The sequence below is a fragment of the Microbacterium sp. A93 genome (assembly GCF_051842835.1).
Genome location: NZ_JBPXMT010000008.1, coordinates 297139 through 319895, shown reverse-complemented (window position 1 = coordinate 319895; position 22757 = coordinate 297139). Strand labels below are relative to the sequence as shown.

The window sequence follows — 22757 nt, the reverse complement described above, 5'->3', positions numbered from 1 at the left end:
GGGAGTCCGGGCCGCCGCCTCCGGTAGATTAGGGGCCGATTGACCCATCACCACGACTCGGGCCGTGCCCACCGGCGCGCCCTGCGAGGAGACGCACGCTTCATGTCGAAGATCATCTACACCTATACCGACGAGGCTCCCATGCTGGCCACCGGCTCCCTGCTACCGCTCGTGGAGGCCTTCGCCTCGACGGCCGGTGTGGGGATGGAGACCCGGGACATCTCCCTGGCCAACCGCATCCTGGCGGCCTTCAACGAGGTGCTGCCGGCTGACCAGAGGGTCAACGACGCCCTGGCCGAGCTCGGTGAGCTGGTGAAGTCTGACGATGCCAACGTCATCAAACTGCCGAACATCTCGGCCTCCGTGCCCCAGCTGAAGGCCGCCGTGGCCGAGCTGCAGGCGGACGGCTTCGCACTCCCGGCCTACCCGGACGAGCCGAAGACCGCCGAGGAGAAGGACGCCCGAGCCCGCTACGACTCCGTCAAGGGCTCGGCCGTGAACCCCGTCCTGCGCGAGGGCAACTCGGACCGCCGCGCACCGAAGGCCGTGAAGAACTTCGCCAGGAAGCACCCGCACTCGATGGGTGCCTGGTCTGCCGACTCCAAGACCAACGTGGCCGCCATGGACGCCGACTCCTTCTTCCACAACGAGAAGTCCGTGGTCATCCCGGAGGACGGCACCATCCGCATCCAGCTCGTGGACGACTCCGGTGAGACGACCGTGCTCAAGGACGACTTCCCGGTGCTCGCCGGGGAGATCGTGGATGGCACCTTCATGTCCGCGAAGGCCCTGGACGAGTTCCTGACCGCCCAGATCGCCCGGGCCAAGGAGGAGGGCATCCTGTTCTCCGCCCACCTCAAGGCCACCATGATGAAGGTCTCCGACCCGGTGATCTTCGGTCACGTGGTCAAGGCCTACTTCCCGTCCCTGTTCGCCACCTATGGCGCCCAGCTGGACGCCGCCGGGCTGTCGGCGAACAACGGGCTGGCCGCCATCCTCTCCGGGCTGGACACCCTGGACGCGGAGGTCGCCGAGGGCGTCAAGGCAGAGATCGAGGCCGGTTACGCGAACGGCCCGGACCTGGCCATGGTGAACTCCCACAAGGGCATCACCAACCTGCACGTCCCCTCGGACGTGATCGTGGACGCCTCCATGCCGGCCATGATCCGCACCTCCGGGCACATGTGGAACAAGGATGACCAGGAGCAGGACACCCTGGCCGTGCTCCCGGATCCCGCCTACGCCGGCGTGTACCAGGTGGTCATCGATGACTGCCGGGCCAACGGAGCCTTCGATCCGACCACCATGGGCACCGTCCCGAACGTGGGGCTGATGGCGCAGAAGGCCGAGGAATACGGCTCCCATGACAAGACCTTCATCCTCGAGACCGCCGGCACCGTCCAGGTGGTGGACGGCTCCGGTGCCGTGCTGATCGAGCACGCGGTTCAGGCCGGGGACATCTGGCGCGCCTGCCAGACCAAGGACGTGCCGGTGCGCGACTGGGTCAAGCTGGCCGTGACCCGCGCCCGCGCCTCCCAGACGCCGGCCGTGTTCTGGCTGGACGAGCACCGCGCGCATGACGCCAACCTGATCGCCAAGATCAACGAGTACCTCGAAGACCATGACACCGAAGGCCTGCAGCTGGAGATCATGGCCCCGGAGGCCGCCACGGCCTTCACCCTGGAGCGGATCCGCCGCGGCGAGGACACCATCTCCGTCTCCGGCAACGTCCTGCGCGACTACCTGACGGACCTGTTCCCGATCCTCGAGCTCGGCACCTCCGCCAAGATGCTCTCGATCGTCCCGCTGATCAACGGCGGTGGCCTCTTCGAGACCGGTGCCGGCGGCTCCGCCCCGAAGCACGTGCAGCAGTTCGTGGAGGAGAACCACCTGCGGTGGGACTCCCTCGGTGAGTTCCTGGCCCTGGCCGTCTCCTTCGAGCACGAGGCCGTCTCCCACGGCAACGCGCGCGCCCAGGTGTTGGCAGACACCCTGGACCGCGCCACCGGCACGTTCCTCGAGGAGGGGCGCAGCCCGTCCCGCAAGGTCGGCGAGCTCGACAACCGGGGTTCGCACTTCTACCTGGCCATGTACTGGGCCCAGGAGCTGGCGCGGCAGACCGAGGACGCGGAGCTGGCCTCCAAGTACACCGAGATCGCCGCGGACCTGACCGAGAACGAGCAGCAGATCCTGGACGAGCTCAACACCGTCCAGGGGGCTCCGGTGGACATCAAGGGCTACTACTACCCGTCCAAGGACCGGGTCTTCGAGGCCATGCGCCCCTCGGCCACCCTCAACGCGATCGTGGCCAAGCTGGTCAAGTAACCCGGACGCACCACACCACTGATCCCACCCAACTGGAGGTCGCCAGGTGACCCGATTCCCGGAATGTCCGGGGATCAGGGTCATCCGGCGGCTTCCAGTTCTCCGTTCGGGTCGGCGCTCCGGCGGCTGGGGCGTGAGGTGAGTCCCGCCCGTCTGGAAAACCCGCGCCAGATCGGAGAACATCGTCACTAGGTGAAGATCATCCACCACGGGCTGTAGCCCCGCGGCGACGGCTGGGCGCGAGGAGAGAGATGAAGTTCTGGTCTGTGGTGCGGTCCTCACCCTGGGTGGTGGCGACGCTTCTGGCCCTGGTGGCCACCCTGGTGCTGGAGTCCTCCTCCCTGCAGGGGCCGGCCCGCTGGGTGGCCACGGCCTTCGGCTTGGGGGTCGCCCTCTACACCGCCGTCGGCATGGTGCGGGATCTGCTGGCGGGACACTGGGGCATCGACATCCTGGCCGTGACCGCGATCGCGGCCACGCTGCTGGTGGGGGAGTACCTTGCCGCCCTCCTGGTCTGCCTGATGCTCACCGGCGGGGAGGCCCTCGAGGTCTACGCGGAAGGCCGGGCCAAGCGCAGCCTGACCGCTCTGCTGGAGCGGGCCCCACACATCGCACACCGGTTGCAGGAGGACGGAAGCACCGTGGACATCCCCGTGGCCGAGGTGGTCGTCGGTGACCGACTGCTGCTGCGACCGGCCGAGGTCGTCCCCGTGGACGGAGTCCTGGCAGGGACGGACGTGGTCGCCGACTTCGACGAATCGTCCCTCACCGGTGAGTCCCTGCCGGTGACCAGACGGTCCGGGGACCCGGTGCTCTCCGGGGCGCTGAACGGCCAGCAGGCCCTCGTGCTGGAGGTCACCACGCGACCGGAGGACTCCCAGTACGCGCGGATCCTGGACCTGGTGCGGGAGGCCTCCGAGTCCCGGTCCCCCTTGGTGCGCCTGGCCGACCGGTATGCGGTCCCCTTCACGCTCATCGCCTACCTCATCGGCGGGATCGCCTGGTGGCTGTCCGGGGATCCGGTCCGCTTCGCCGAAGTCCTCGTGGTGGCCACCCCCTGCCCCCTGCTGATCGCCGCACCGGTGGCCTTCCTCGGCGGGATGTCCCGGGCCGCCAAGAACGGCGTCATCGTGAAGTCTGGGGGCACCCTCGAGACGCTCGGCACCGTCCGCGCGGCGGCCTTCGACAAGACCGGGACCCTGACCTACGGCCACCCCGAGCTGCTGGATGTCCGCCCGGAACCCGCCCCAGCGTCAGGTGCGGGGCTCGATGCGGGTGAGCTGCTGAGGCTGGCCGCGTCCGCCGAGCAGTACTCGGTCCACGTGCTGGCCGATTCCATCCGACAGGCCGCCGTGGACCGGGGCCTCGAGCTGATCACCGCCACCGAGGCCAGGGAGGAGGCGACCCACGGCGTCACGGCCGAGTTGGAGGGCCGTCTCGTCATCGTGGGCAAGTCCGCCTACGTCCGTGAGCACACCACCGGTTTCAGGCTCACAGAGCTGCGGCCGGGGGAGTCCGCCGTCTACGTCGGGGTGGGGGGCGTCTTCGCCGGCACCCTGATCCTCTCCGACCAGCTGCGGGCCAACGCCGCCGCCACGCTGGAGGAACTGGACCGGTTGGGTGTCACCCAGCGCGTGATGCTCACCGGGGATGCCGAGGCCACGGCCCGTCACGTGGCCGCCCAGGCGGGGATCACGGGCATCTATGCCGAGCTGCTGCCCGAGGACAAGGTCCGGTGGGTCCGCGGCGTGGAGCCCGGCCCGGTGATGATGGTCGGCGACGGTGTCAACGACGCGCCGGTGCTGGCCGTCGCCGACGTCGGGGTCGCGATGGGGGCGAGGGGATCGACGGCAGCCTCGGAGACGGCAGACGTCGTCATCATCCGGGACGACATCTCCCGGGCCGCCGTGGCCGTCTCCGTGGGCCAGCGCACGCTGCGCGTGGCGAAGGAATCCATCTGGGTCGGCATCGCCCTGTCCCTGGTGCTGATGGTGACTGCGGCCTTCGGGGTCATCCCGGCGATCGTCGGTGCCCTGTTGCAGGAGGTCGTGGACGTGGTGGCCATTGCCAACTCGCTGCGTGCCATGCGCGGCGGGCGGCACGAGATGCGGGACTTCGCCGACCTGCAGGACCGTTCTGGGCAGGCCCGCGCCGAGCTCACCGCGCGCTGACCCGGAGGGACTCCCGCACCGTCAGCGCCCCGGCGGCCGGGGCGGAAGGTGGTCGTCCTCGCCGATCTTGAAGTCGCCCACCGGCGTCCCCTGGTCGCGGTGCGCGGCCCGGTTGATGAAGTAGGTGAGGACCCACAGCACCACGCCGAGCACCATGAGACCGCCGGCGATCTGGTAGACCATGGGGTCCCGGTCCACCCAGGGGCCCACGAGGAACAGGGCGAGGACTGCGGCCAGGTAGGGCAGCAGCCGGGGCGAGTTGAAGGCCTTGCCGGACTCGGGGTCCGGGCCACGGCGGCGCCTCAGCACGATGCACGCCACGTTCACCACGGTGAAGACGCACAACAGCAGCAGTGCGGTGGTGCTGGAGAGGTTGGTGACGATGTTGCTCTCCGGATCACTGGTGACGTACCAGATCAGGAACAGGGCCAGCAGGGTCGTGAAGATGATGGCGACCCAGGGCGTGCGGCGGTGCGGCAACACCTTGCCGAGGGTCCGCGGCAGCACGTTCTGCTTGGCCATGCCGTAGACCAGCCGACTGGCCATCAGCATGTTGATCAGGGCGGTGTTGGCCACGGCGAAGACCGCCAGGAACGGGAAGACCCGGTCCACCGGGAAGTCCGGCGAGCCCTTCGCCACGACCTCCAGCAAGGCCCGGCCCTCAGCCTCACCGATCCGGGCGAGCTCGGTGGGGGAGAGCACGGCCACGGCTGAGACGGCCACCAGCATGTAGAAGGTCACCGCGATCCCCAGGCCGGTCAGCATGGTCCGGGGGAAGATGCGCACCGGGTCCTTGGTCTCCTCGACCATGTTCACCGAGTCCTCGAAGCCCACCATGGCGAAGAACGCGATCGATGTGGCCGCCGTGACCGCCAGGAACAGGCCCTTCTCGTTGTTGTCCTGGAAGACGAAGATCTGGCTCAGGTCCGAGCCGTCCTGGGCCATGGCGAAGAAGCCCACGCCGATCACGATGCACAGGGCGACGACCTCCACCAGGGTCAGGAAGACGTTGAACTTGATGCTCTCGCCCACACCCCGCAGGTTGATCAAGGCGAGCAGGACCATGAAGCCCAGGGCCACGGCCGTCACGGCTCCCTGGTCCACCGGCCCGATCCAGCCGTTGACATCCAGCCCTCCGAAGAAGTTCTGGGCCAGGACGTTGGCGGAGGTGGACGCGCTGGTGATGCCGGAACAGACCACGGCGAAGGCCACCAGGAACGTGACGAAGTGGATGCCGAAGGCCTTGTGCGTGTAGAGCGCCGCCCCGGCGGCCTGGGGGTAGTGCGTGACGAGCTCGAGGTAGGAGAACGCCGTCATGGTGGCCACGGTGAACGCCAGCAGGAAGGGCAGCCAGAGGATGCCACCCACCATGCCCGCCATCTCGCCGGTGACGGCGTAGATCCCTGCCCCGAGCACGTCGCCCACGATGAACAGCAGCAGCAGCTTGGGTCCGAGGACGCGTTTGAGTTCCCCGTCCCCGCCGTCTGGTGGGGCGTGGTGGACGTCCGTGTCAGAGGTGCTCATGGTGGGCAGTCTGGCCCCGGCCGCCGGACGGGGTCAATGCCCTACTCGTAGCGGGCGCCGGACTCCCGGCTCATCTGCTCCACGGAGGTGTAGGCGTCCCGGGCCAGTGCTGACCAGAGTTTGATGGCCAGCTGCGGGTCGGATTCCTCCAGCGCGGAGATCACCTGGGCGGTCAGCACCCGCGTGGTCACCGGACCGACCGCTCGGACGGTGGTGACCTGGCGCCCGGCCTGCCCCAGCGCGATCTCGCCGAAGATCATGCCGGGGGACAGGTACGACTGCCGGTAGCGGCGTCCGCCGGATCCCTGTCCCATGAGTTCGACCTGACCGGCGGTGATGAAGTAGATCCCGCCGAAGGGCTGGCCCGTGCGGCGGATGACCTGTCCGGCCCGGTAGCTGCGGGTCTCCATGAACGCCGCCAGGGTGTCCGCGTCTTCATCGCTGAACATCTCCAGCACCGGGGAGCGGGTGGGCTCCTGGCTGCCCGTGGGCACCAGCTCGGGGGCGTGGTGCGCCAGCAGCCGCTGTTCAATCCACTCCAGCGCGAGGGACCGGGAGAGGAACAACCGGAAGTCGGGCCCGACGTCGGCCGCCTCCACATCGGTCAGGTGCGGTTCGGCGGGGGCCAGGTCATAGACCGCGGCATCCCGGGTGTGTGCGTCATCCGCGGTGGGCGATCCGTCCGGCGTGGGGCCGGAGGAGGGCCAGGTGGAGGTCTCCGGCAACGGGTCCGGCAGGGCCCCCTCCTCGGACTCGGCGGCGTGGGCCAGCAGGGAGCGGGTCAGGGCCTCGTCGTCGTCCAACAGGAGCACGTCCCGGCCGGTGCGCAGGAATCCACGCACCACGGGGGTGAGCAGCCGGGCGGCGGCCGTGCCGAAGTCGTCCACCTTGCGTACGTCCACCACGAGCGTGCGGACGGAGTCGTCCAGCTCCACGGCGGCGCGCGTCAGGGTCTCGGCCTCGGCGAAGCCGATGTCCCCGCCCACCTCGATGATGCGGCACTCGTGGCCGTGCTTCTCCAGGACCTGCAGTGCCTCCACGCTGCGGGGCACGGAGGAGGGGACCTCGGAGAGGTCATAGCGGGCCCGCACGGTGGACCGGCCCAGCGGCGGGACGTCACCGTAGTGCAGTCCGAAGTCCTGGGTGATCTGCGCGATGGCCAGGCTGCCGCGCACGGAGGTGCCGTGCTCGTCCAGGGGTGGGGAGAACACGCCCACGCCCATCTGGCCGGGGACCACCACGAGCAGGCCACCGCCCACGCCGGACTTGGCCGGCAGGCCGATCTCGATGGCCCAGGTGCCGGCGTCGTCATACATGCCGCAGGTGGACATGACGGACAACACCCAGCGGACCACCCGGGGGGAGAAGACGCGCTCCTCGGTGGCCGGGTTGACACCCTGGTTGGCCAGGGTGGCAGCCATCATGGAGAGGTCCTTCGCCGTGACCAGGATGGAGCACTGGCGGAAGTAGTCCTGCACGGAGGGCTCGGGGTCGGTCTCCAGGATCCCGAAGGACCGCAGCAGCCAGGCCAGGGCCCGGTTGCGGTGCCCGGCCTTGTCCTCGGCCTTGAACACGGCGTCGGAGACCTTGAGATCCCGTCCGGCGGCGTCGGAGAAGGTGTTGACGATCCGGCCGATCCGGTCGCGGCCACCCCGGCCCTTGATGAGGGAGGTGGTGGCGATGGCCCCGGCATTGATCATCGGGTTGTCCGGGCGGCCCGTCCCGGCCTGCAGGGAGACCTCGTTGAACGGGTCCCCGGAGGGCTCCACGTCGATCTTCTCCTGCACCTTCTCCGGCCCGAGGTCCTCCAGGGCCATCCCGTAGGTGAAGGCCTTGGAGATCGATTGCAGGGAGAAGGAATGGTCCGCGTCCCCGGCCGCGTAGCAATGTCCCTCCACCGTGGTCAGGGCCAGGCCGAACAGGGAGCGGTCCATGGCGGCGGCCGAGGGCACGGCCTGATAGGTGGTGCCCTCGTCGACGGGGCGGATCTGCTCGACCAGACGGTCGAGGTACTCCTGCACGGGGGATCTCATACCCTCAGCCTAAGGGGACCGGGCGGCCGGTCCTGCTCAGTACCCGGCGTCCGCGTCCACCTGTCCCTCCAGGGTTTCTCCGGCGGCCCGGGCGGAGAGGTTGCGCACCGTCCGGGCGTTGATCAGCGGGATGCACATCTCGGGGGTGTCGGCGGTGTGGGGCGTGATCAGGCAGCGCGGCTCGGCCCAGAGTGGATGGCCCTCCGGCAGCGGCTCCGGGTCGGTGACGTCCAGCCCGGCGGCGCGGATGGACCCGGCCGCCAGCGCCTGCACCAGGGCGTCCGTGTCCACCAGGGTGCCGCGGGCGATGTTCACCAGGATCGCGCGTTCGGGCATCAGCTCCAGCTGCCGTGCACCGATCATCCCGCGGGTCTCATCCGTGGCCGCGGCGGCGACCATCACCACGTCCGCCCCGGGCAGGACCTCGTCCAGCCGGTCCTGGGTGACGGTGCGGTCCGCCCCGGGCACCTCGCCGTCGGAGCGCCGCACCATGGTGACCGTGGTGTTCCAGGTCTTCAGCAGCCGCAGGTACTCCCGGGCGATCCCGCCCCCGCCGAGCACCACGGCGTGCAGGCCGTTGAGGGTGGTCCCGCCCCCGGCGCCCCAACTGGTGGCGCGCACGCGTTCGGGCAGGTTCCGGAGCAGGGCCAGGGTCAGGGTCAGGGCGTGCTCCGCCACGGGTGGGGCGTACACGCCCTTCGCCGAGGTCCAGGTGATCTCCCGGTGCTCCCGCATCATGGGGACGTAGCGCTCGATCCCCGCGAACGGCAGCTGCACCCAGCTGATTCCCGGGTTGGCCGCCAGCAGGGCACGCACCTCGTCCACCGCGACGGGGAACACCATCACCAGGGCGGTGGCGCTGCCGTCCCCGTAGGGGGTCTGGGCATCGTTCGGCACCACCACGCCGCCGACGTCGGCCGTCGCCCGGGCCGGTTCGGTGTGGGCCTCGCGGTAGGGGCCGTCGGCGCGGGTATCGGCCGGCGGGTAGAAGAGCACCCGGTCGGGGCGTTGCGTCGCATCAGTCATGCCAGTCATGCTGTCACAATCTGTGTTCACCGGGCGGCGCGGACCTCACCCCTTGTTGTCCGCCCCGCGGGTTTTCTAGGGTCGGGGGCATGGACAACAACTCACAGGGCACCTCCCCTGACGCCGCTCGACTCACCGCTCAACTCGCCGCCGACGACCCGACCACCCGGCATCCGAAGGTCTCACCGCCCGAACAGGACCAGCCGGAGCCCGGGCTGGACGTGAAGACGGAGCCGGTGCCGGACATCGGCCTGGAGTCCTATGTGGGACTCGGCCGGCTCCGGGGCCGCAAGGCGCTAGTGACGGGCGGGGACTCCGGCATCGGTGCCGCCGTGGCGATCGCGTTCGCCCGGGAGGGCGCGGATGTGGCCATCGCGTATCTGCCCGCCGAGGAGGAGGACGCCCGGCGCGTGGTCACGGCCATCGAGGAGGCCGGCCGCACCGCGGTCGCGCTGCCCGGGGACCTGATGGACCGGGACTACCGGGCAGGGGTCGTGGATGCGGCGGCAGCTGAGCTCGGCGGCCTGGACATCCTGGTCAACAACGCCGGCAAGCAGGTGATCAACGAGACGCTGGAGGAACTGAGCGACGAGCAGATCGACGAGACCTTCCAGATCAACATCAAATCAATGTTCACGCTCTCCCGTGCCGCCCTGAGGCACATGGGCCCCGGCTCGACGATCGTCAACACCACCTCGGTCCAGGCATATGAGCCGAACCCGATGATCCTCGATTATGCGGCCACCAAGGCGGCGATCAACAATTTCACCAAGGGGCTGGCCCAACAGGTGGCTTCGCGGGGGATCCGGGTCAACGCCGTGGCGCCCGGTCCCGTCTGGACGGTCCTGCAGGTCTCGGAGGGCCAGCCCAAGGGGAAGCTGCCGGTCTTCGGGCACAACACCCCGCTGGGCCGGGCCGGCCAGCCGGTCGAGATGGCCCCGGCCTACGTGTTCCTGGCCTCGGGGGAATCCAGCTACATCTCCGGTGACACCCTCAACGCCAACGGGGGGACGCCCACACCGTGAGCGCCACACCCTGAGCCCCGGCACACGGGCCACAATGGAGGGATGACTTCCTCCGTCAGGCCCGGTGACGGGACCGGCCCCTTCGACCTCGACCGGTTGGGCGCCGGGCTGGTCTTCGCCTCCTCGGTGCCGGAACTGCGCCGGACGCTCTCCGCCGAGCGCCTGGCCGTGGTGCAGGCCCCGCCCGGCACCGGCAAGACCACGCTGGTCCCCCCGGTGGCCGCGAACCTGCTGGCCTCCGGGGACGAGACGGGCGGCGCGGGCGGCAAGGTCGTGGTCACCCAGCCTCGCCGGGTGGCGGCCCGCGCGGCCGCCCGCCGGCTTGCGGCCCTGGACGGTTCCGAGGTGGGTGCGCGCTCCGGCTATGTGGTGCGGGGGGAGCACAAGACCGGGCCGCAGACGCTCGTGGAGTTCGTGACACCCGGGGTGCTCGTCAACCGGCTGCTCTCCGATCCGGGGCTGACCGGCACGGGCGCCGTGATCCTGGACGAGGTGCACGAACGGGACCTGGAGACCGACCTGCTCTTCGGCATGCTCGGGGAGGTCGCCCAGCTGAGGCCCGAACTGCTGCTGGTGGCCATGTCCGCGACCCTGGACGCCGAGCAGTTCGCCGCCCGGCTGGGCGAGGGCACCGGCCGGCCGGGGCCCGCCACGGTGGTGGACTGCCCCTCCGCCCTGCACCCCGTCGAGGTCCGGTACCGCCCGGCCACCGGCCGCCGACAGGACCTGCGCGGTGTGACCCGTGAGTTCCTGGACCACGTGGCGCGCAGCGCGGCGCAGGCCCACACCGAGGTGCTGGCGACCGCACCGGACACGGACGCCCTGGTCTTCGTGCCCGGGGCCCGCGAGGTCACCGAGGTGGCGTCCCGGTTGCGGTCCCTGGTCCCGGACACCCAGGTCCTGCCCCTCCACGGCCAGTTGCCGCCGGCCGAGCAGGACCGGGCGATCGGCGGCCGGCCGGGGCCGGACTCGTCGCCTCGGATCATCGTGTCCACGTCCCTGGCAGAGTCCTCGCTGACGGTGCCCGGGGTGCGGCTCGTGATCGACTCAGGACTGGCCCGCGAGCCCCGGCGGGACGCCGCCCGCGGCATGACGGGGCTGGTCACGGTGGCCTGTGCCCAGGCGTCCGCCGAGCAGCGGGCCGGCCGCGCCGGGCGACTCGGCCCCGGCACGGTGGTGCGCTGTTATGACCGCACCACCTACGGGACCGCGCCGGCGCACCCGACGGCCGCGGCCGCCGTCGCCGACCTCACCGGTGCCGCGCTCGTGCTGGCCTGCTGGGGCGCACCGGGTGGCGCGGGACTGGTGTTGCCGGAGCCGTTGCCGCAGGCGGCGTTGGCGGAGGCCCTGCAGACGCTCACGGCCCTGGAGGCGATCAACCCTGAGGGGCGGGCCACCGACCACGGGCGCCGCCTGGCGGCCATCCCCGCCGAGCCGCGGCTCGCCCGCGCGCTGCTCGACGGCGGCCGGCTGGTGGGTGCCCGGGCCGCCGCCGAGGTGGTCGCCCTGGTCTCCGGGGAGGTGCGGCCCGAAGGAGCCGATCTGACGGCGGCCCTGTCGCGGCTGCGTCAGGGGGGTCATGAGGCTGAGGCGCGGTGGCGCCGGGAGGCCCAACGCTTCGAGCGGCTGGCCGGGGGCCAGACGCGCGGCCGGGGGCACGGCCAGAGACAGAGCCAGGGGCACGGGACAGCCCGGGGCGCGGTGCCGCGGGAAGCCGAGGTGGGGGCCGTCGTCGGGCTCGCGTGGCCCGAACGGCTGGCCCGGCACCGGGGTGGCGGGGTGTACCTGCTGGCCTCCGGGACGCGCGCGGCACTGCCGACGGGCAGCCCGCTGGTCGGGGCCGACTGGCTGGCGGTGGCCGAGGTGTCCCGTGTGGAGGGCCCGGCGGCCGCGGGCACCGGTGCCGTGATCCGGGCCGCCGCACCCGTGACCGAGGAACTGGCGGTGCGGCTGGCGGGGCCGCTGTACCGCGAGGAGTCCACGGCACACTGGCAGGCGGACCGGCAGGGTGGCCGCGTGGTCGGCCGCTCGCGGCGCGTCCTCGGCGCCGTCCTCCTGACCGAGACGCCGGTGGCGCCCGAGCGCGGGGCCGGCCGGGCCGCCGTCGTGCGCCTGCTGGCCGAGCGCGGGCCGGAGGAGATCGGGCTGGGCCCCGAGGCCGCCCCGGGCGCGGATGCGTTGCGCCGCCGGCTGGACCTGCTGCACCGCGTGCTGGGGGACCCGTGGCCGGACGTCTCCTCCGCCGCGCTCGCCGGGAACTGGGAACAGTGGCTCGCGCCCGAGGTTGAGAAGCTGGCCGGCGGGGCGAGGGCGGGGTCGCTGGACCTGGCCTCGGCCCTGCGCAGGCTGTTGCCGTGGCCTGAGGCCTCGCGCCTCGACGAGCTGGCGCCGGAACGGCTGCCGGTGCCCAGCGGCCGCACCGCGCGGATCGACTACCCGGAGGCCGGTGCCGGGGGAGGGTCGGGGGGCGACGTCGGGGCACCGGTGGTGGCGGTCAAACTCCAGGAGTGCTTCGGGCTGGCCGAGACCCCGCGGCTGGTGGGAGGCCGGGTACCGGTGGTCTTCCACCTGTTGTCCCCGGCGGGCCGTCCGCTCGCGGTGACGGCAGACCTGGCCTCCTTCTGGTCCGGACCGTACGCCCAGGTCCGGGCGGAGATGCGGGGAAGGTACCCCAAGCATCCGTGGCCCGATGACCCGTGGAGCGCCCCGGCCACGGCGAGGACGAAACCTCGCCGGTGAGCTCAGCGCCCGAAGCGACGAGTCGTCCTCTTCACGGGGTGGCCCCCTCGTGGTGGTCGTCCAGGAACCGTTCGAGCTCGCTGAGGAACTGGTTCTCGCCCAGGGGGACGGCGAGCACCAGGTGGACGGTCTGGCCATCCGGCCCGGCGTCCTCTGCGTAGGAGCGGGTCAGCGAGGCCTTCGAACTCCACGGGGACTGGTCCGTCAGGCCACCGGCCACCAGGTCCACGTCTCCGGATTCCAGGGCGGTCATCAGCGCCTCCCCACCCGAGGCCGTCCATTCGATGTCCGCGTCAAGCTGCTCGGCGAAGGCCCGGACGAGGTCGACCTCGCTGCCGGACGGCTCCTCGCCGGTGGCGTCCACGTAGGGCGGGTGGTGGACCAGCCCCACCGAGAGGGTCCCGCCGGAGACGTCGTCAAAGGTCCCGTCCGGATCGGCCGGGTACCCCGAGGACGTGCATCCCGACAGGACCAAGGCCGCCGTCGCCACGGTACCGACCATCAACCTTCGTCTCATGGGTCCCATGCGGCCATCTTTGCACCCCCGGCCCGCCCGGGCCTACCGACGGCGGCACTCCACCGGTTCACGGTGAGGCCTCGCCGAGTGCGGCTTTCGTCATCGCCAGCCCCTTCACACCATCCCGTCCCACCCCATAGCGTGGCGGGCATGAAGGCACTCACCTGGCAAGGCAAAAGACACGTCACCGTCGAGACCGTCCCGGATCCGGTGATCCAGAAACCCACGGACGCCATCATCCGGGTGACGTCCTCGGCGATCTGTGGTTCGGACCTGCACCTCTACGAGGTCCTGGGCCCGTTCATGGACCGGGACGACGTGATCGGCCACGAGCCCATGGGCATCGTGGAGGAGGTCGGATCGGAGGTGGGCAACCTCTCCGTGGGGGACCGGGTGGTCATCCCCTTCAACATCTCCTGCGGGCACTGCTGGATGTGCGAGCGGGGCCTGCAGTCCCAGTGCGAGACCAACCAGGTCCGGTCCCAGGGCTCCGGCACCGCGATGTTCGGCTACTCCCGGCTCTACGGCTCCGTCCCCGGTGGGCAGGCGGAGTACCTGCGGGTGCCGAACGCGGATTACGGGCCCATCAAGGTCCCACATACCGGTGAGGACGAGCAGTGGCTCTACCTCTCGGACATCCTGCCCACCGCCTGGCAGGGCGTGCAGTACGCCCAGGTGCCCGAGGGTGGCTCGCTGGCGGTCCTGGGCCTGGGTCCGGTCGGTCAGTTCGCCGCCCGGATCGGCAAGCACCTGGGTTACCGGGTGATCGGGGTGGACCCGGTGGCTGAGCGTCGGGGCATGGCTGAGCGTCACGGCATCGAGACCGCGGAGCAGGACGAGCATCTGGTGGAGCGCCTGCGACTGGCCACGGACGGTCGCGGCCCGGACGCGGTGCTGGACGCCGTGGGCATGGAAGCCCACGGTTCCCCGGTGGCGGGCGTAGCGCACCAGGTCGTCGGCATGCTGCCGGATGCCCTGGGCCGCAAGGCCATGCAGGCCGCGGGCGTGGACCGCCTGGCCGCCCTGCACACCGCGATCGAGGCCGTCCGGCGCGGCGGGACGATCTCCCTGTCCGGGGTCTACGGCGGCACGGCCGACCCGTTGCCGATGCTGACCCTGTTCGACAAGCAGATCGCCCTGCACATGGGCCAATGCAACGTCAAGCACTGGATCGATGACCTGATGCCGCTGGTCGAGGACCCCTCCGACCCCCTGGGCGTCCTGGACCTGGCCACCCACCGGGTGCCACTGGACCGCGCCCCGGAGATGTACGAGACCTTCCAGAAGAAACAGGACGGCTGCATCAAGGTCATCCTCAAACCCGAGATCGCCCCCGTGACCTCCGACGTGCCCGTGGTGGCAACCGGAGGTGAACTCTGATGCGTGTGGTGGTCCTGGGGGCCACCGGCAATGCGGGCACCGCCCTGCTGCACCGACTCCAGGCCGCGAAGGCCGCCGGTGAGGTGGACTCGATCGTCGGGGTGTCCCGGCGCGGTCCGGACCGTCCGGGTCCGCCCTTCGAGGGCGTGGAATGGCTGAAGATCGACGTCACGGATCCCGATGCCGGACCACGGCTGGAGACGGCGATGCGTGGGGCCGACGCGGTGGTGGACCTGGTGTGGGTGATCCGCCCCAACCGGGACCGAAGTTTCTTGCGGGCGGTCAACGTGGACGGCAACCGCACGGTGTTCCAGGCGGCCGCCCACGCCGGGGTCCCGCACCTGGTCTACGCCTCCTCGATCGGCGCCTACGGCCAGGGCTCCAAGACCGTCCCCGTGGACGAGTCCCACCCCACCACCGGCACCCCGACCTCCCACTACGGGGCGCAGAAAGCAGAGGTGGAATCCCTGCTGGACGTGTTCGAAGCCGAGAACCCCGGGGTGCTGGTCACCCGCCTGCGGCCGGGACTGATCTTCGGGGCGGTACCGGCGCCGGAGATCAAGGACTACTTCATCGGGGACCTCGTCCCGGCGAAGCTGCTGACCTGGCTCCTGGCGCTGGGCCGGCTGCCCGTGCTCCCGTTCCCGGCCGGCATCCGGTTCCAGGCGGTGGCGGCCGTGGACGTGGCGGAGGCCTACTGGCAGGTGGTGCGGCAGAAGACGCCCGGTGCCTTCAACGTGGCCGCCGAACCCGTCCTCGACGCCCAGACCATGGGCCAGCTGCTCGGCGCCCGCCGCTACCTGGAATTACCTGTGCAGGTGTTCAAGGCGCTGGCGGCCGCCACCTATGCGGCCCGACTACAGCCCACGGACCCCGGTTGGGTGGACATGGCCGAAACCGTGCCGATCATGGACACCACCAAGCTGCGCGAGGCCACCGGATGGCGGGAAAGCATTACGTCCCAGCAGGCCGTTCGGGCCCTGCTGGACCGTTTCGACGGCACCGAAGGCCTCGGCAACGCGGGACACCGATCGCACTCGCCACTGGAGTAGCCACCGGCGCCCGTCAGCTCACCAGGATCTGGGTGGAGTTCTCCTTGATGGCCGCGTTGGCCCACTTCATCTGCCGCAGGGTGTCCGGGTGGCAGCGCTGGGCCAGGGCGAGCAGGTCCAGGTGCTGGATGCCCTGGGCCGCCTGGGCGAGCATCTCCCAGTCGGCCGAGACGCCGCAGGCCTGGGTGTAGATCTCCCTCAGGTCGTGCAGCAGGGCCAGTTCGGGGAAGCCCTTGCGTCCCAGCAGTTCGCTGCCGCGCTCCCGGATCCGCCGGCCGATCGCCAGCTCGGACTTCGGCTCCCGGTCCAGGTCCTGGCCGTAGTCGCCGGCGAGGTCCGCGATCTGGCGCACGTGCTGACGGGACCACTCGGCCAGGTCCCGGCCCAGGTGGTAGATCGAATGGTCCACCTGGTGGCGTTCGGAGGCGTGCAGGAGTTCCTGGGCGAGGTCGTTCTCGGAGCGGTGCAACTCGTGCAGGACCAGGCCGATCTTCATGATGCACTCCCCTCGGGACCGGTGGCTCCGCCCACGGACATCTGCTCGTCGGCCTGTGCGGTGTGGTCTCCCACCGTGCGGAACCCGATGTCCCCGGTGGGGGCCGAGGCCGTCGTCGTGGGTGCCGGTGCCGGTCCCTGTCCTGCCGCAAGCCGCCGGATCTGGGCGGCGGCCGTCTTGAAGATCGGCTGTTTGGAGGCCGGGTCCCAGTCGGTGATGGTCAGCTCGTTGGCGGCCCGGCCGCCATCGACCGGGGCATAACCACCACCGGTGTCCCAGTAGCCGTAGTGGAACGGCAGGAACAGGACCCCCGGGCGGATGCCGGTGATCCGTGCCTGGGCGTGAACGGTGCCCCGCGGTGTGGTCACCTCGGTGAGGTCGCCCTCGCTGATTCCGAGCGCGTCGGCGTCCTTGCCGCTGAGCTCGACCCAGACCTCCGGGGCGGCCCGCTGCAGTTGCGGGGCGCGGGCAGTCTTGGTGCGGGTGTGGAAGTGGTACAGCGTCCGCCCGGTGATGAGCTGCAGCGGGAAGTCCTCGCTGGGCTGCTCGTGTGGAGGCAGGTACGCCGCCGCCTTGAGGACGGCCTTGGCATCCGGGTTCATCGCCTTGTACTCCTCCGGCTCGAGCGGGGCACCGGTGACCAGGTCCTTTCCGTAGCTCTCGCAGTAGGCGGCGTCGCTCCAGAAGGCCCCGCCCTCGTAGAGCCGTTCGGTGCCCTCCGGATGCTCCTCGTTGCAGGGCCACTGGATGCCCGAGGCCCCGCGGAGCTTGTCATAGCTCAGGCCCGTGTAGTCACAGGGACGGCCCCGCGTGCACTCCTTCCATGCCTCGAACGCCGACTCCGGATCATGCCACGTCACCAACGGATCACCATCCTTGTCCCGCAGGTCCAGACGGCGGGCGTAGTCCAGGAAGATGTCCAGGTCCGGCCGCGCCTCGCCCGGTGGGTCCACGGCCTTCTCGGACAGGTGCACCGTGCGGTCCACATTGGTGAAGGTCCCCGTCTTCTCACCCCAGGTGGCGGCGGGAAGCACGACGTCGGCCAGCTGGGCCGTCTCCGTCAGGTACAGGTCCTGGACCACCAGGAACAACCGGTCCTGTTCGAGGATGGAGCGGATCCGGCCCAGCTCCGGCAGGGACACGGCCGGGTTGGTGCCGCTGACCCACATCAGGCGGATGGAGCCGTCCTCGGCGTAGCGCATCATCTGCATCACGTGGGTGGGTGGGCCGTAGTGCGGGATCCTGGAGGGCTCCACGTTCCAGACTCTGGCCAGGTCCGCCACGTGGGCGTCGTTGGACCAGTTGCGGAAGCCCGGCAGGTCACCGTCCCCGCCGCACTCACGGGTGTTCTGGGCCGTCGGCTGGCCGTTCATCTGCAGGATCCCGCAGCCCGGGCGGCCGAGCATGCCGCGGATCAGGTGCACATTGTTGACCTGCACCGAGGCCGCCGTGGCCTGATGGGACTGGTAGAAGCCCTGCAGCACGGTGGAGAGCAGCCGCTCGGAACCGCCGATGATGCGGGCTGCCTCACGGATCTGCTCGGCCGGCACGTCACAGATCTGTCCCGCGTGTTCGGGCGTGTATTCCTGGACCCGTTGCTCGAGCTCCGCGTAGCCCACCGTGTGAGCGTCGATGTAATCCTGGTCGATGTGGCCGTGGGCGATGAGCTCGTGCAGCAGCCCGTTCATCAGCGCCACGTTGGTGCCCGGCTTCGGGGCCAGGTGCACGGCGGCGTGACGGGCCACCTGGGTGGGGCGCGGGTCCACGCAGATCAGCTGCGGAGGGTTGGGGCCGGCGAGGCGGTCCAGGATCCGCATCCACAGCACCGACTGGGTCTCGGCCATGTTGTGCCCGTAGAGGGCGATGACGTCCGCGTGGTCGATGTCGGTGTAACTGCCAGGCTGGCCGTCACAGGCGAAGGACTCCTTGAGGGCGGCGGCCGCCGTGGCCGTGCACAGCCGGGTGTTGCCGTCCACGTGATTGGTGCCCAGACCGCCATGGGCGATCAACCCGAGGGTGTAGTACTCCTCGGCGAACAGCTGCCCGGTGGTGTAGAAGCCGAGCGCGCTGGCCCCCTGTTCCTCGAGCAGCTCCTGGGTGCGGGTGACGATCCGGTCCATGGCCGTGTCCCAGTCCGTCTCCACCAGCTCCCCGTCCTCTCGGACCAGAGGTCGTGTCAGCCGGTCCGGCGAGGCGTTGGCCTGCCAGCCGTAGAGGTCCTTCACGCCCAGCCGACCGTGGTTGACCCGGTCCCCGGCCCGGCCCCGCACCCCGGCGATCCGCCCGTCCTTCACGGCGATGTCCAGGGCGTCGCCGTTGGAGTGCAGGATGGAGGCGGTCTGGACCCACCGGTCCACGGCATCCGGATCCAGTCCCTCCTCCAGGTGGGTGTCCACCCGCGCCGGCCAGGTGCCCCCGGCGGCGTAGGGGGTGCGGGTTCCCCAGGGCTCAGCGATCCGGTCCCGGCTGGTCATGTCGAGGCCCCGTTTCCCTGCCCATCGTCAGGAGCCACGAACCGGGTGTCCATCGTTTCATCACTGATGCGACGGACTCGGGCCTGCTGGTCTTGCGCCTGCTGGTAGAGGTCCGACATCCGCTGGCCGTCCAGACCGGCGTGGGGAAAGCGTTCCGCCAGTTTGGCCAGCACCGCGTACATACCGGCCTTGCCCTGCAGGGCACTCTGCAGGATGTCCATCTCCACCTGGGTCATCCCCTCGGACTTCGACCGGGTGAAGTTCACCGGGTTGAGCCGACCGGCAGCCTCAGCGGCCAGACCCATGGCGTTCTCCACCACGGACTGACGCAGGTCGAGCCGGTCGATGAGCTGCTGGAGCTCGTCCTGTTCCTCGCTGACCTGCCGGGAGATCTCCAGGAACTCCTGCTCGTACTCGGTGCCGTTCCAGGTGCTGGCGGCGGCCTGGAACAGGCGGACACCACTCTTGGAGCCCAACAGATGGTGGTTGAGGTAGTCCTGCAGCTCGTCGCGGTTCAAATCGTCGTGGGGAGTGTCCATGGTCCATACGTACGCCGTCGGTGGCCGGGTGGCAAGGGAAGATGCCCCCGAGAGGCAGCTGGCACCGTGATCCCACGACCTAGTCTCCGGGGAGGCCGGTGACCGAACGGCCGTGGGGATCGGCCAGGGCGCGTGGAACACCGTCCACAGCCACCAGGAACCGGCCGTCCGCGGACGCATCATCTGCGGCCGCCGGTGGACCGGGGCAGGAGAGGGGAACCACCCCGCGTCCCTCGTTGCTGATCCAGTGGCCCGGCAGACTGCTGACGGTCCCGACGAAGACGGAGCGGTCCTCCGGGTCGAGATAGGCCAGGACGGCGGTGTGGAAGACGACCAGGGTGGCGTCAGCGGGAGCCTCGGCGGCCAAGGCCGGCAACGCCTCATTGAGGTCGCCGGCCACGAGGCGCGGCGGATCCCGCCGGGCGATGTCCAAGGCCGAGCGCAGCCGTTCCCGGCGGTCCCGGTGTTCCGGCCAGATGAGTGCCTCCAGCCAGTCGGTGGCCTCCTGGTCCCGGACGTCCACGGGGGTCAGGTCGATCCCCGCCCGCCAGGACACCTGTGGCAGGGCGTCCGGCGCGGTCAGACCCGGCCCCAGTCCACACTCGATGACCACCTCGGACGGTCCCTCCTCGGGGTCAAGGCGCGCGCCGTCACCGTACCGGTAGGAGAAACGGTCCGGCAGCAGGCACAGGCCGGCCGAGGCGCCCACCTCGATCAGGGCGATCGGCTGCGGGAGTTCCGCCAGGAACGGAAGCAGCACGGCGCAGCGGGCGGCCTCGTTGGTCTGGGTGGAGCGGGCCATGATGGTCTGCCGGATCGCGTCCCAGCGTTCCACAAGGGTGCCGCGGAATGAGGCGTACGAGCCCGCAGCGCCGTGGAGCCGGGCGGCGGCGAACACGAGGTTCGGCTGCCGTTTGGGGCGGGGGAGGCCGGCGACGAGGCGCAGGGCCGCCGGATCCTCGGAGAGGCCCTCGGACCACTCCTCATAGGTGGAGGAACTGCCGCGCGCCTCGATCCTGGCGAAACGGCGGTAGACCTCGGAGGGAGACAGCTGCCCGCGGTGGATGTCAGGGTCCATGCGCTCATCCTGCCTGACAGGCGGAGCGCTCAACGAGCCTTGGCGGAAAGAAACTACTTTCCAAAGTGGAAAGTATGTGCCATGCTGGACTCAGGACAATCCCCCAGAAGCACCAACACCCACCGGAGGTCATCATGAATCCCCAGGTCGCCATCCTCGCCAGCCCCACCGCAGTCGACCCCCACACCGGGGTGGCCGTCGGCCGGGACTCGATCAAAGCCCGCCATTCCCGCTTCTGGCTGGCGGTCTCCGCCGTCATGGTCCCGCTGATCGGTCTCGTCATGATCGCGGCGGGTGCGCTGACGGACCAGCCCGGCCTCGTCCTCGTCGCCTCGATGGCGGCGCTCGCCGGGGGAGTCTCGATCGTCTCGGCCTACTCCGTCCACCGGAAGTCGTTGCGGTGAGCGGGCAGCCCGAGGGGCCTCTGGACCCGGCCGCGCAGCTGTCCGCGCTGGACGTACCCGCAGCCCGGCTGGCTGGAGTCCAGCACCGGGCCCGCCGCCGCCTCGCCTGGTTCTGCACCGCCCTGGCCCTGATGATCGGTGCGGCCCACGTGATCCCGTCGGTGTTCCGGCCGGACGAATCGCTGCCGGCATTCCTCACGGCCATGGGCGTCTACGTGGTGGCCGTCCTGGGTCTGACGTGGTGGTACTTGCGCACGCGCACCGCCACCCCGCTGGGCGGCGGGCGCCGCTATGTGATCGGGCTGGCGGCCACCTTCGTGCTGTATGCCGCATCGATGGCCTTGATGGGCCGGGAAACCTGGCCGGCAGCGATCCTGGTCGGGCTCGTCATCGCCGCCCCGCTGGTGATCGCCGGGTGGTGGCGTCGGACATGAGCGCCACGGCACGCGAGGGCCTCAACGACCAGTTCACGAACCCCATCCGGCTGTCCCTGATGGCGACCCTGGCCGGAGTCGACGAGATCGACTTCAAAGGCCTGAAGGAGGTCCTCGACATCAGCGACTCGGCCCTGTCCAAGCACTCCACGGCGCTCGAGGCGGCCGGCCACGTTCGCATCCGCAAGGGCTACGTCGGCAAGCGTCCACGCACCTGGCTGGCCCTCTCGGACGGGGGGCGCACTGCCTTCACCGCGCATGTGGCGGCCCTGCGGGAACTGACCGCCGGACTCTGAGCATCATCTCGCGGCACCGCGGCACCGGGCTCTCAGCGGGTGAGCCGCCGGCCGATGATCTCCTTCATGATCTCGGTGGTACCGCCGAAGATGGTCGCGACGCGGGAGTCCATGTAGTCATGCGCCACGGGGTACTCACGCATGAAGCCGTAACCACCGTGGAGCTGGAGGGAGCGCTGGATCACCCGCTGGTGCAGTTCGGTCGCCCACCACTTGGCCATGGCCGCGGTGACTTCGTCGAGCTGGTGACTCGAGGCGTCGAGGATGCAGCGGTCGATGAAGGTCTGGGTGACTTCGATCTCCGTCGCCAGCTCTGCCAGATAGAAACGGTTGGCCTGGAAGTCGGCGATGCGCTGACCGAAGGCGTGGCGCTCCTTCGAGTAGTCGAGGGCCTGCTCGAAGGTCGCGCGCATGCGCGCCATGGAGGTCACTGCGATGCTGAGACGTTCGATGGCGAGGTTCCGACGCATGTTGAGGAAGCCCTTGCCCTCGCCGCCGAGCACATTCGCACGTGGCACTCGGGCGTCTGCGAAGGACAACTCAGCCGTATCCTGCGCGGGCAGGCCGATCTTCTTCAGCGGGCCGGTCCGGGTGAACCCGGGGGCGTCGGCGTCGATGACCAGCAGGCTGATGCCCTGCCGGCCCGCGTCCGGATCGGTGCGGACAGCGACGATGAAGAAGTCGGCGAGCAGGCCGTTGGAGATGAAGGTCTTGGAGCCGTTGACGATGAAGTCATCGCCTTGGGGGATAGCTGTTGTGGTGATGGCGGCGAGGTCTGAGCCGGTGCCGGGCTCGGTCATCGCGATCGCGCCGACCTTCTCACCCTCGATCATCGGGGTGAGCCAGCGCTCGTTCTGCTCGGGGGTGCCGAAGGCGGAGAAGTATGGCGCGACGAGGTCGTTCTCCCCGCTGATCGACATCGAGACGTCGCTGGCACCGGCGCGGGCGAATTCCTCGATGACGATGGCGTTGAAGCGGAAGTCCTCGACACCGCCACCCCCGAACTCCTCCGGCACATTGATGCCGATCAGCCCGGTCTGGGCAGCCTTCTGGAACAGGCTGCGGTCTACCCGGCCCGCGGCAGCCCAGGCTTCGAGGTGTGGCGTGACCTCCCGCTCCACGAAGCGTCTGACGACGTCCCGGAACTCGTCGTGGGAGTCATCGAAGATCGGGCGGGGCAGCGCAACGGAAGTCATAGGACGATCATATGCAATTCTCAATATTTGTAAACCACAATCAATCTG

At 70.1% G+C, this 22757-nt stretch carries 18 protein-coding genes; 9 read left to right on the top strand and 9 right to left on the bottom strand.

Translation table 11 applies throughout. From position 1 onward, the window contains the following. Positions 1-102 precede the first annotated feature (102 nt). Both ACSU1G_RS20820 and ACSU1G_RS20815 read left to right on the top strand, forming a co-directional pair. On the top strand, positions 103-2325 hold the full coding sequence (locus ACSU1G_RS20820; RefSeq protein WP_439281908.1) for an NADP-dependent isocitrate dehydrogenase: 2223 nt from the start codon (positions 103-105) through the stop codon (positions 2323-2325). A gap of 251 nt (positions 2326-2576) precedes the next feature. Then, entirely contained in the window at positions 2577-4496 is a 1920-nt protein-coding gene (locus ACSU1G_RS20815; RefSeq protein ID WP_439281907.1) for a heavy metal translocating P-type ATPase, read from the top strand. 21 nt (positions 4497-4517) lie between these two features. Here the strand turns inward: ACSU1G_RS20815 and ACSU1G_RS20810 are convergent, their stop codons facing one another. From ACSU1G_RS20810 to ACSU1G_RS20800, 3 genes are read right to left on the bottom strand one after another with little or no spacing between them, the layout of a single operon-like run. After that, positions 4518-6020: an APC family permease gene (locus ACSU1G_RS20810; protein WP_439281906.1), complete on the bottom strand. Its 1503-nt coding sequence runs from the start codon at positions 6018-6020 to the stop codon at positions 4518-4520. Positions 6021-6061: 41 nt separating this feature from the next. After that, positions 6062-8053: a glutaminase A gene (glsA, locus tag ACSU1G_RS20805; protein WP_439281905.1), complete on the bottom strand. Its 1992-nt coding sequence runs from the start codon at positions 8051-8053 to the stop codon at positions 6062-6064. A 36-nt stretch (positions 8054-8089) separates the two neighbouring features. Continuing rightward, entirely contained in the window at positions 8090-9079 is a 990-nt protein-coding gene (locus ACSU1G_RS20800; protein WP_439281903.1) for an NAD(P)-dependent oxidoreductase, read from the bottom strand. A gap of 89 nt (positions 9080-9168) precedes the next feature. Between ACSU1G_RS20800 and ACSU1G_RS20795 the strand changes: the two genes are divergently transcribed. Continuing rightward, positions 9169-10104, top strand: coding sequence for an SDR family oxidoreductase (locus ACSU1G_RS20795; protein ID WP_439281902.1), 936 nt, complete (start codon positions 9169-9171; stop codon positions 10102-10104). Between the two features lie 42 nt (positions 10105-10146). Further along, positions 10147-12843, top strand: a complete 2697-nt coding sequence (gene hrpB, locus ACSU1G_RS20790; RefSeq protein ID WP_439281901.1) for an ATP-dependent helicase HrpB — start codon at positions 10147-10149, stop codon at positions 12841-12843. 31 nt (positions 12844-12874) lie between these two features. Here hrpB and ACSU1G_RS20785 read toward each other — a convergent pair whose 3' ends face one another. Next, positions 12875-13345 (bottom strand): transporter substrate-binding domain-containing protein, encoded by a 471-nt coding sequence (locus ACSU1G_RS20785; protein WP_439281900.1) that lies wholly within the window; start codon positions 13343-13345, stop codon positions 12875-12877. A gap of 165 nt (positions 13346-13510) precedes the next feature. Here ACSU1G_RS20785 and ACSU1G_RS20780 point away from each other — a divergent pair, with 165 nt between their 5' ends. After that, positions 13511-14740 (top strand): zinc-dependent alcohol dehydrogenase, encoded by a 1230-nt coding sequence (locus tag ACSU1G_RS20780; protein ID WP_439281899.1) that lies wholly within the window; start codon positions 13511-13513, stop codon positions 14738-14740. Further along, positions 14740-15792, top strand: coding sequence for an NAD-dependent epimerase/dehydratase family protein (locus ACSU1G_RS20775; RefSeq protein ID WP_439281898.1), 1053 nt, complete (start codon positions 14740-14742; stop codon positions 15790-15792). The genes ACSU1G_RS20780 and ACSU1G_RS20775 overlap by 1 nt, the downstream gene beginning before the upstream one ends. Before the next feature lie 13 nt (positions 15793-15805). On the opposite strand, the gene ACSU1G_RS20770 is transcribed toward ACSU1G_RS20775, so the two are convergent. The 4 genes from ACSU1G_RS20770 to ACSU1G_RS20755 all read right to left on the bottom strand — a co-directional run bounded on the left by ACSU1G_RS20770 (position 15806) and on the right by ACSU1G_RS20755 (position 20379). Next, on the bottom strand, positions 15806-16288 hold the full coding sequence (locus ACSU1G_RS20770; protein ID WP_439281897.1) for a hypothetical protein: 483 nt from the start codon (positions 16286-16288) through the stop codon (positions 15806-15808). Beyond that, complete coding sequence (locus ACSU1G_RS20765) at positions 16285-18762, bottom strand: molybdopterin oxidoreductase family protein (RefSeq protein WP_439281896.1); 2478 nt, start codon at positions 18760-18762, stop codon at positions 16285-16287. Before ACSU1G_RS20765 ends, ACSU1G_RS20770 begins: the two co-directional genes overlap by 4 nt. Continuing rightward, positions 18759-19301: a hypothetical protein gene (locus tag ACSU1G_RS20760; RefSeq protein ID WP_439281895.1), complete on the bottom strand. Its 543-nt coding sequence runs from the start codon at positions 19299-19301 to the stop codon at positions 18759-18761. Before ACSU1G_RS20760 ends, ACSU1G_RS20765 begins: the two co-directional genes overlap by 4 nt. Positions 19302-19380: 79 nt before the next feature. Then, the gene (locus ACSU1G_RS20755; protein WP_439281894.1) at positions 19381-20379 is read right to left on the bottom strand and encodes a DUF2332 domain-containing protein; all 999 of its coding nucleotides are present in this window, start codon (positions 20377-20379) and stop codon (positions 19381-19383) included. Positions 20380-20513: 134 nt separating this feature from the next. Between ACSU1G_RS20755 and ACSU1G_RS20750 the strand changes: the two genes are divergently transcribed. Genes ACSU1G_RS20750 through ACSU1G_RS20740 form a run of 3 tightly spaced genes read left to right on the top strand, consistent with a single transcriptional unit; the run spans position 20514 to position 21513 of the window. Further along, positions 20514-20783 carry a hypothetical protein gene (locus ACSU1G_RS20750; protein ID WP_439281893.1) on the top strand — a complete coding sequence of 90 codons (270 nt, stop codon included), beginning with the start codon at positions 20514-20516 and terminating at the stop codon, positions 20781-20783. Next, positions 20780-21217, top strand: coding sequence for a hypothetical protein (locus ACSU1G_RS20745; protein WP_439281892.1), 438 nt, complete (start codon positions 20780-20782; stop codon positions 21215-21217). The genes ACSU1G_RS20750 and ACSU1G_RS20745 overlap by 4 nt, the downstream gene beginning before the upstream one ends. Then, entirely contained in the window at positions 21214-21513 is a 300-nt protein-coding gene (locus ACSU1G_RS20740) for a winged helix-turn-helix domain-containing protein (RefSeq protein ID WP_439281891.1), read from the top strand. Before ACSU1G_RS20745 ends, ACSU1G_RS20740 begins: the two co-directional genes overlap by 4 nt. 32 nt (positions 21514-21545) lie before the next feature. Here the strand turns inward: ACSU1G_RS20740 and ACSU1G_RS20735 are convergent, their stop codons facing one another. After that, positions 21546-22709 carry an acyl-CoA dehydrogenase family protein gene (locus ACSU1G_RS20735; protein ID WP_439281890.1) on the bottom strand — a complete coding sequence of 388 codons (1164 nt, stop codon included), beginning with the start codon at positions 22707-22709 and terminating at the stop codon, positions 21546-21548. Between the last annotated feature and the right edge of the window lie 48 nt (positions 22710-22757).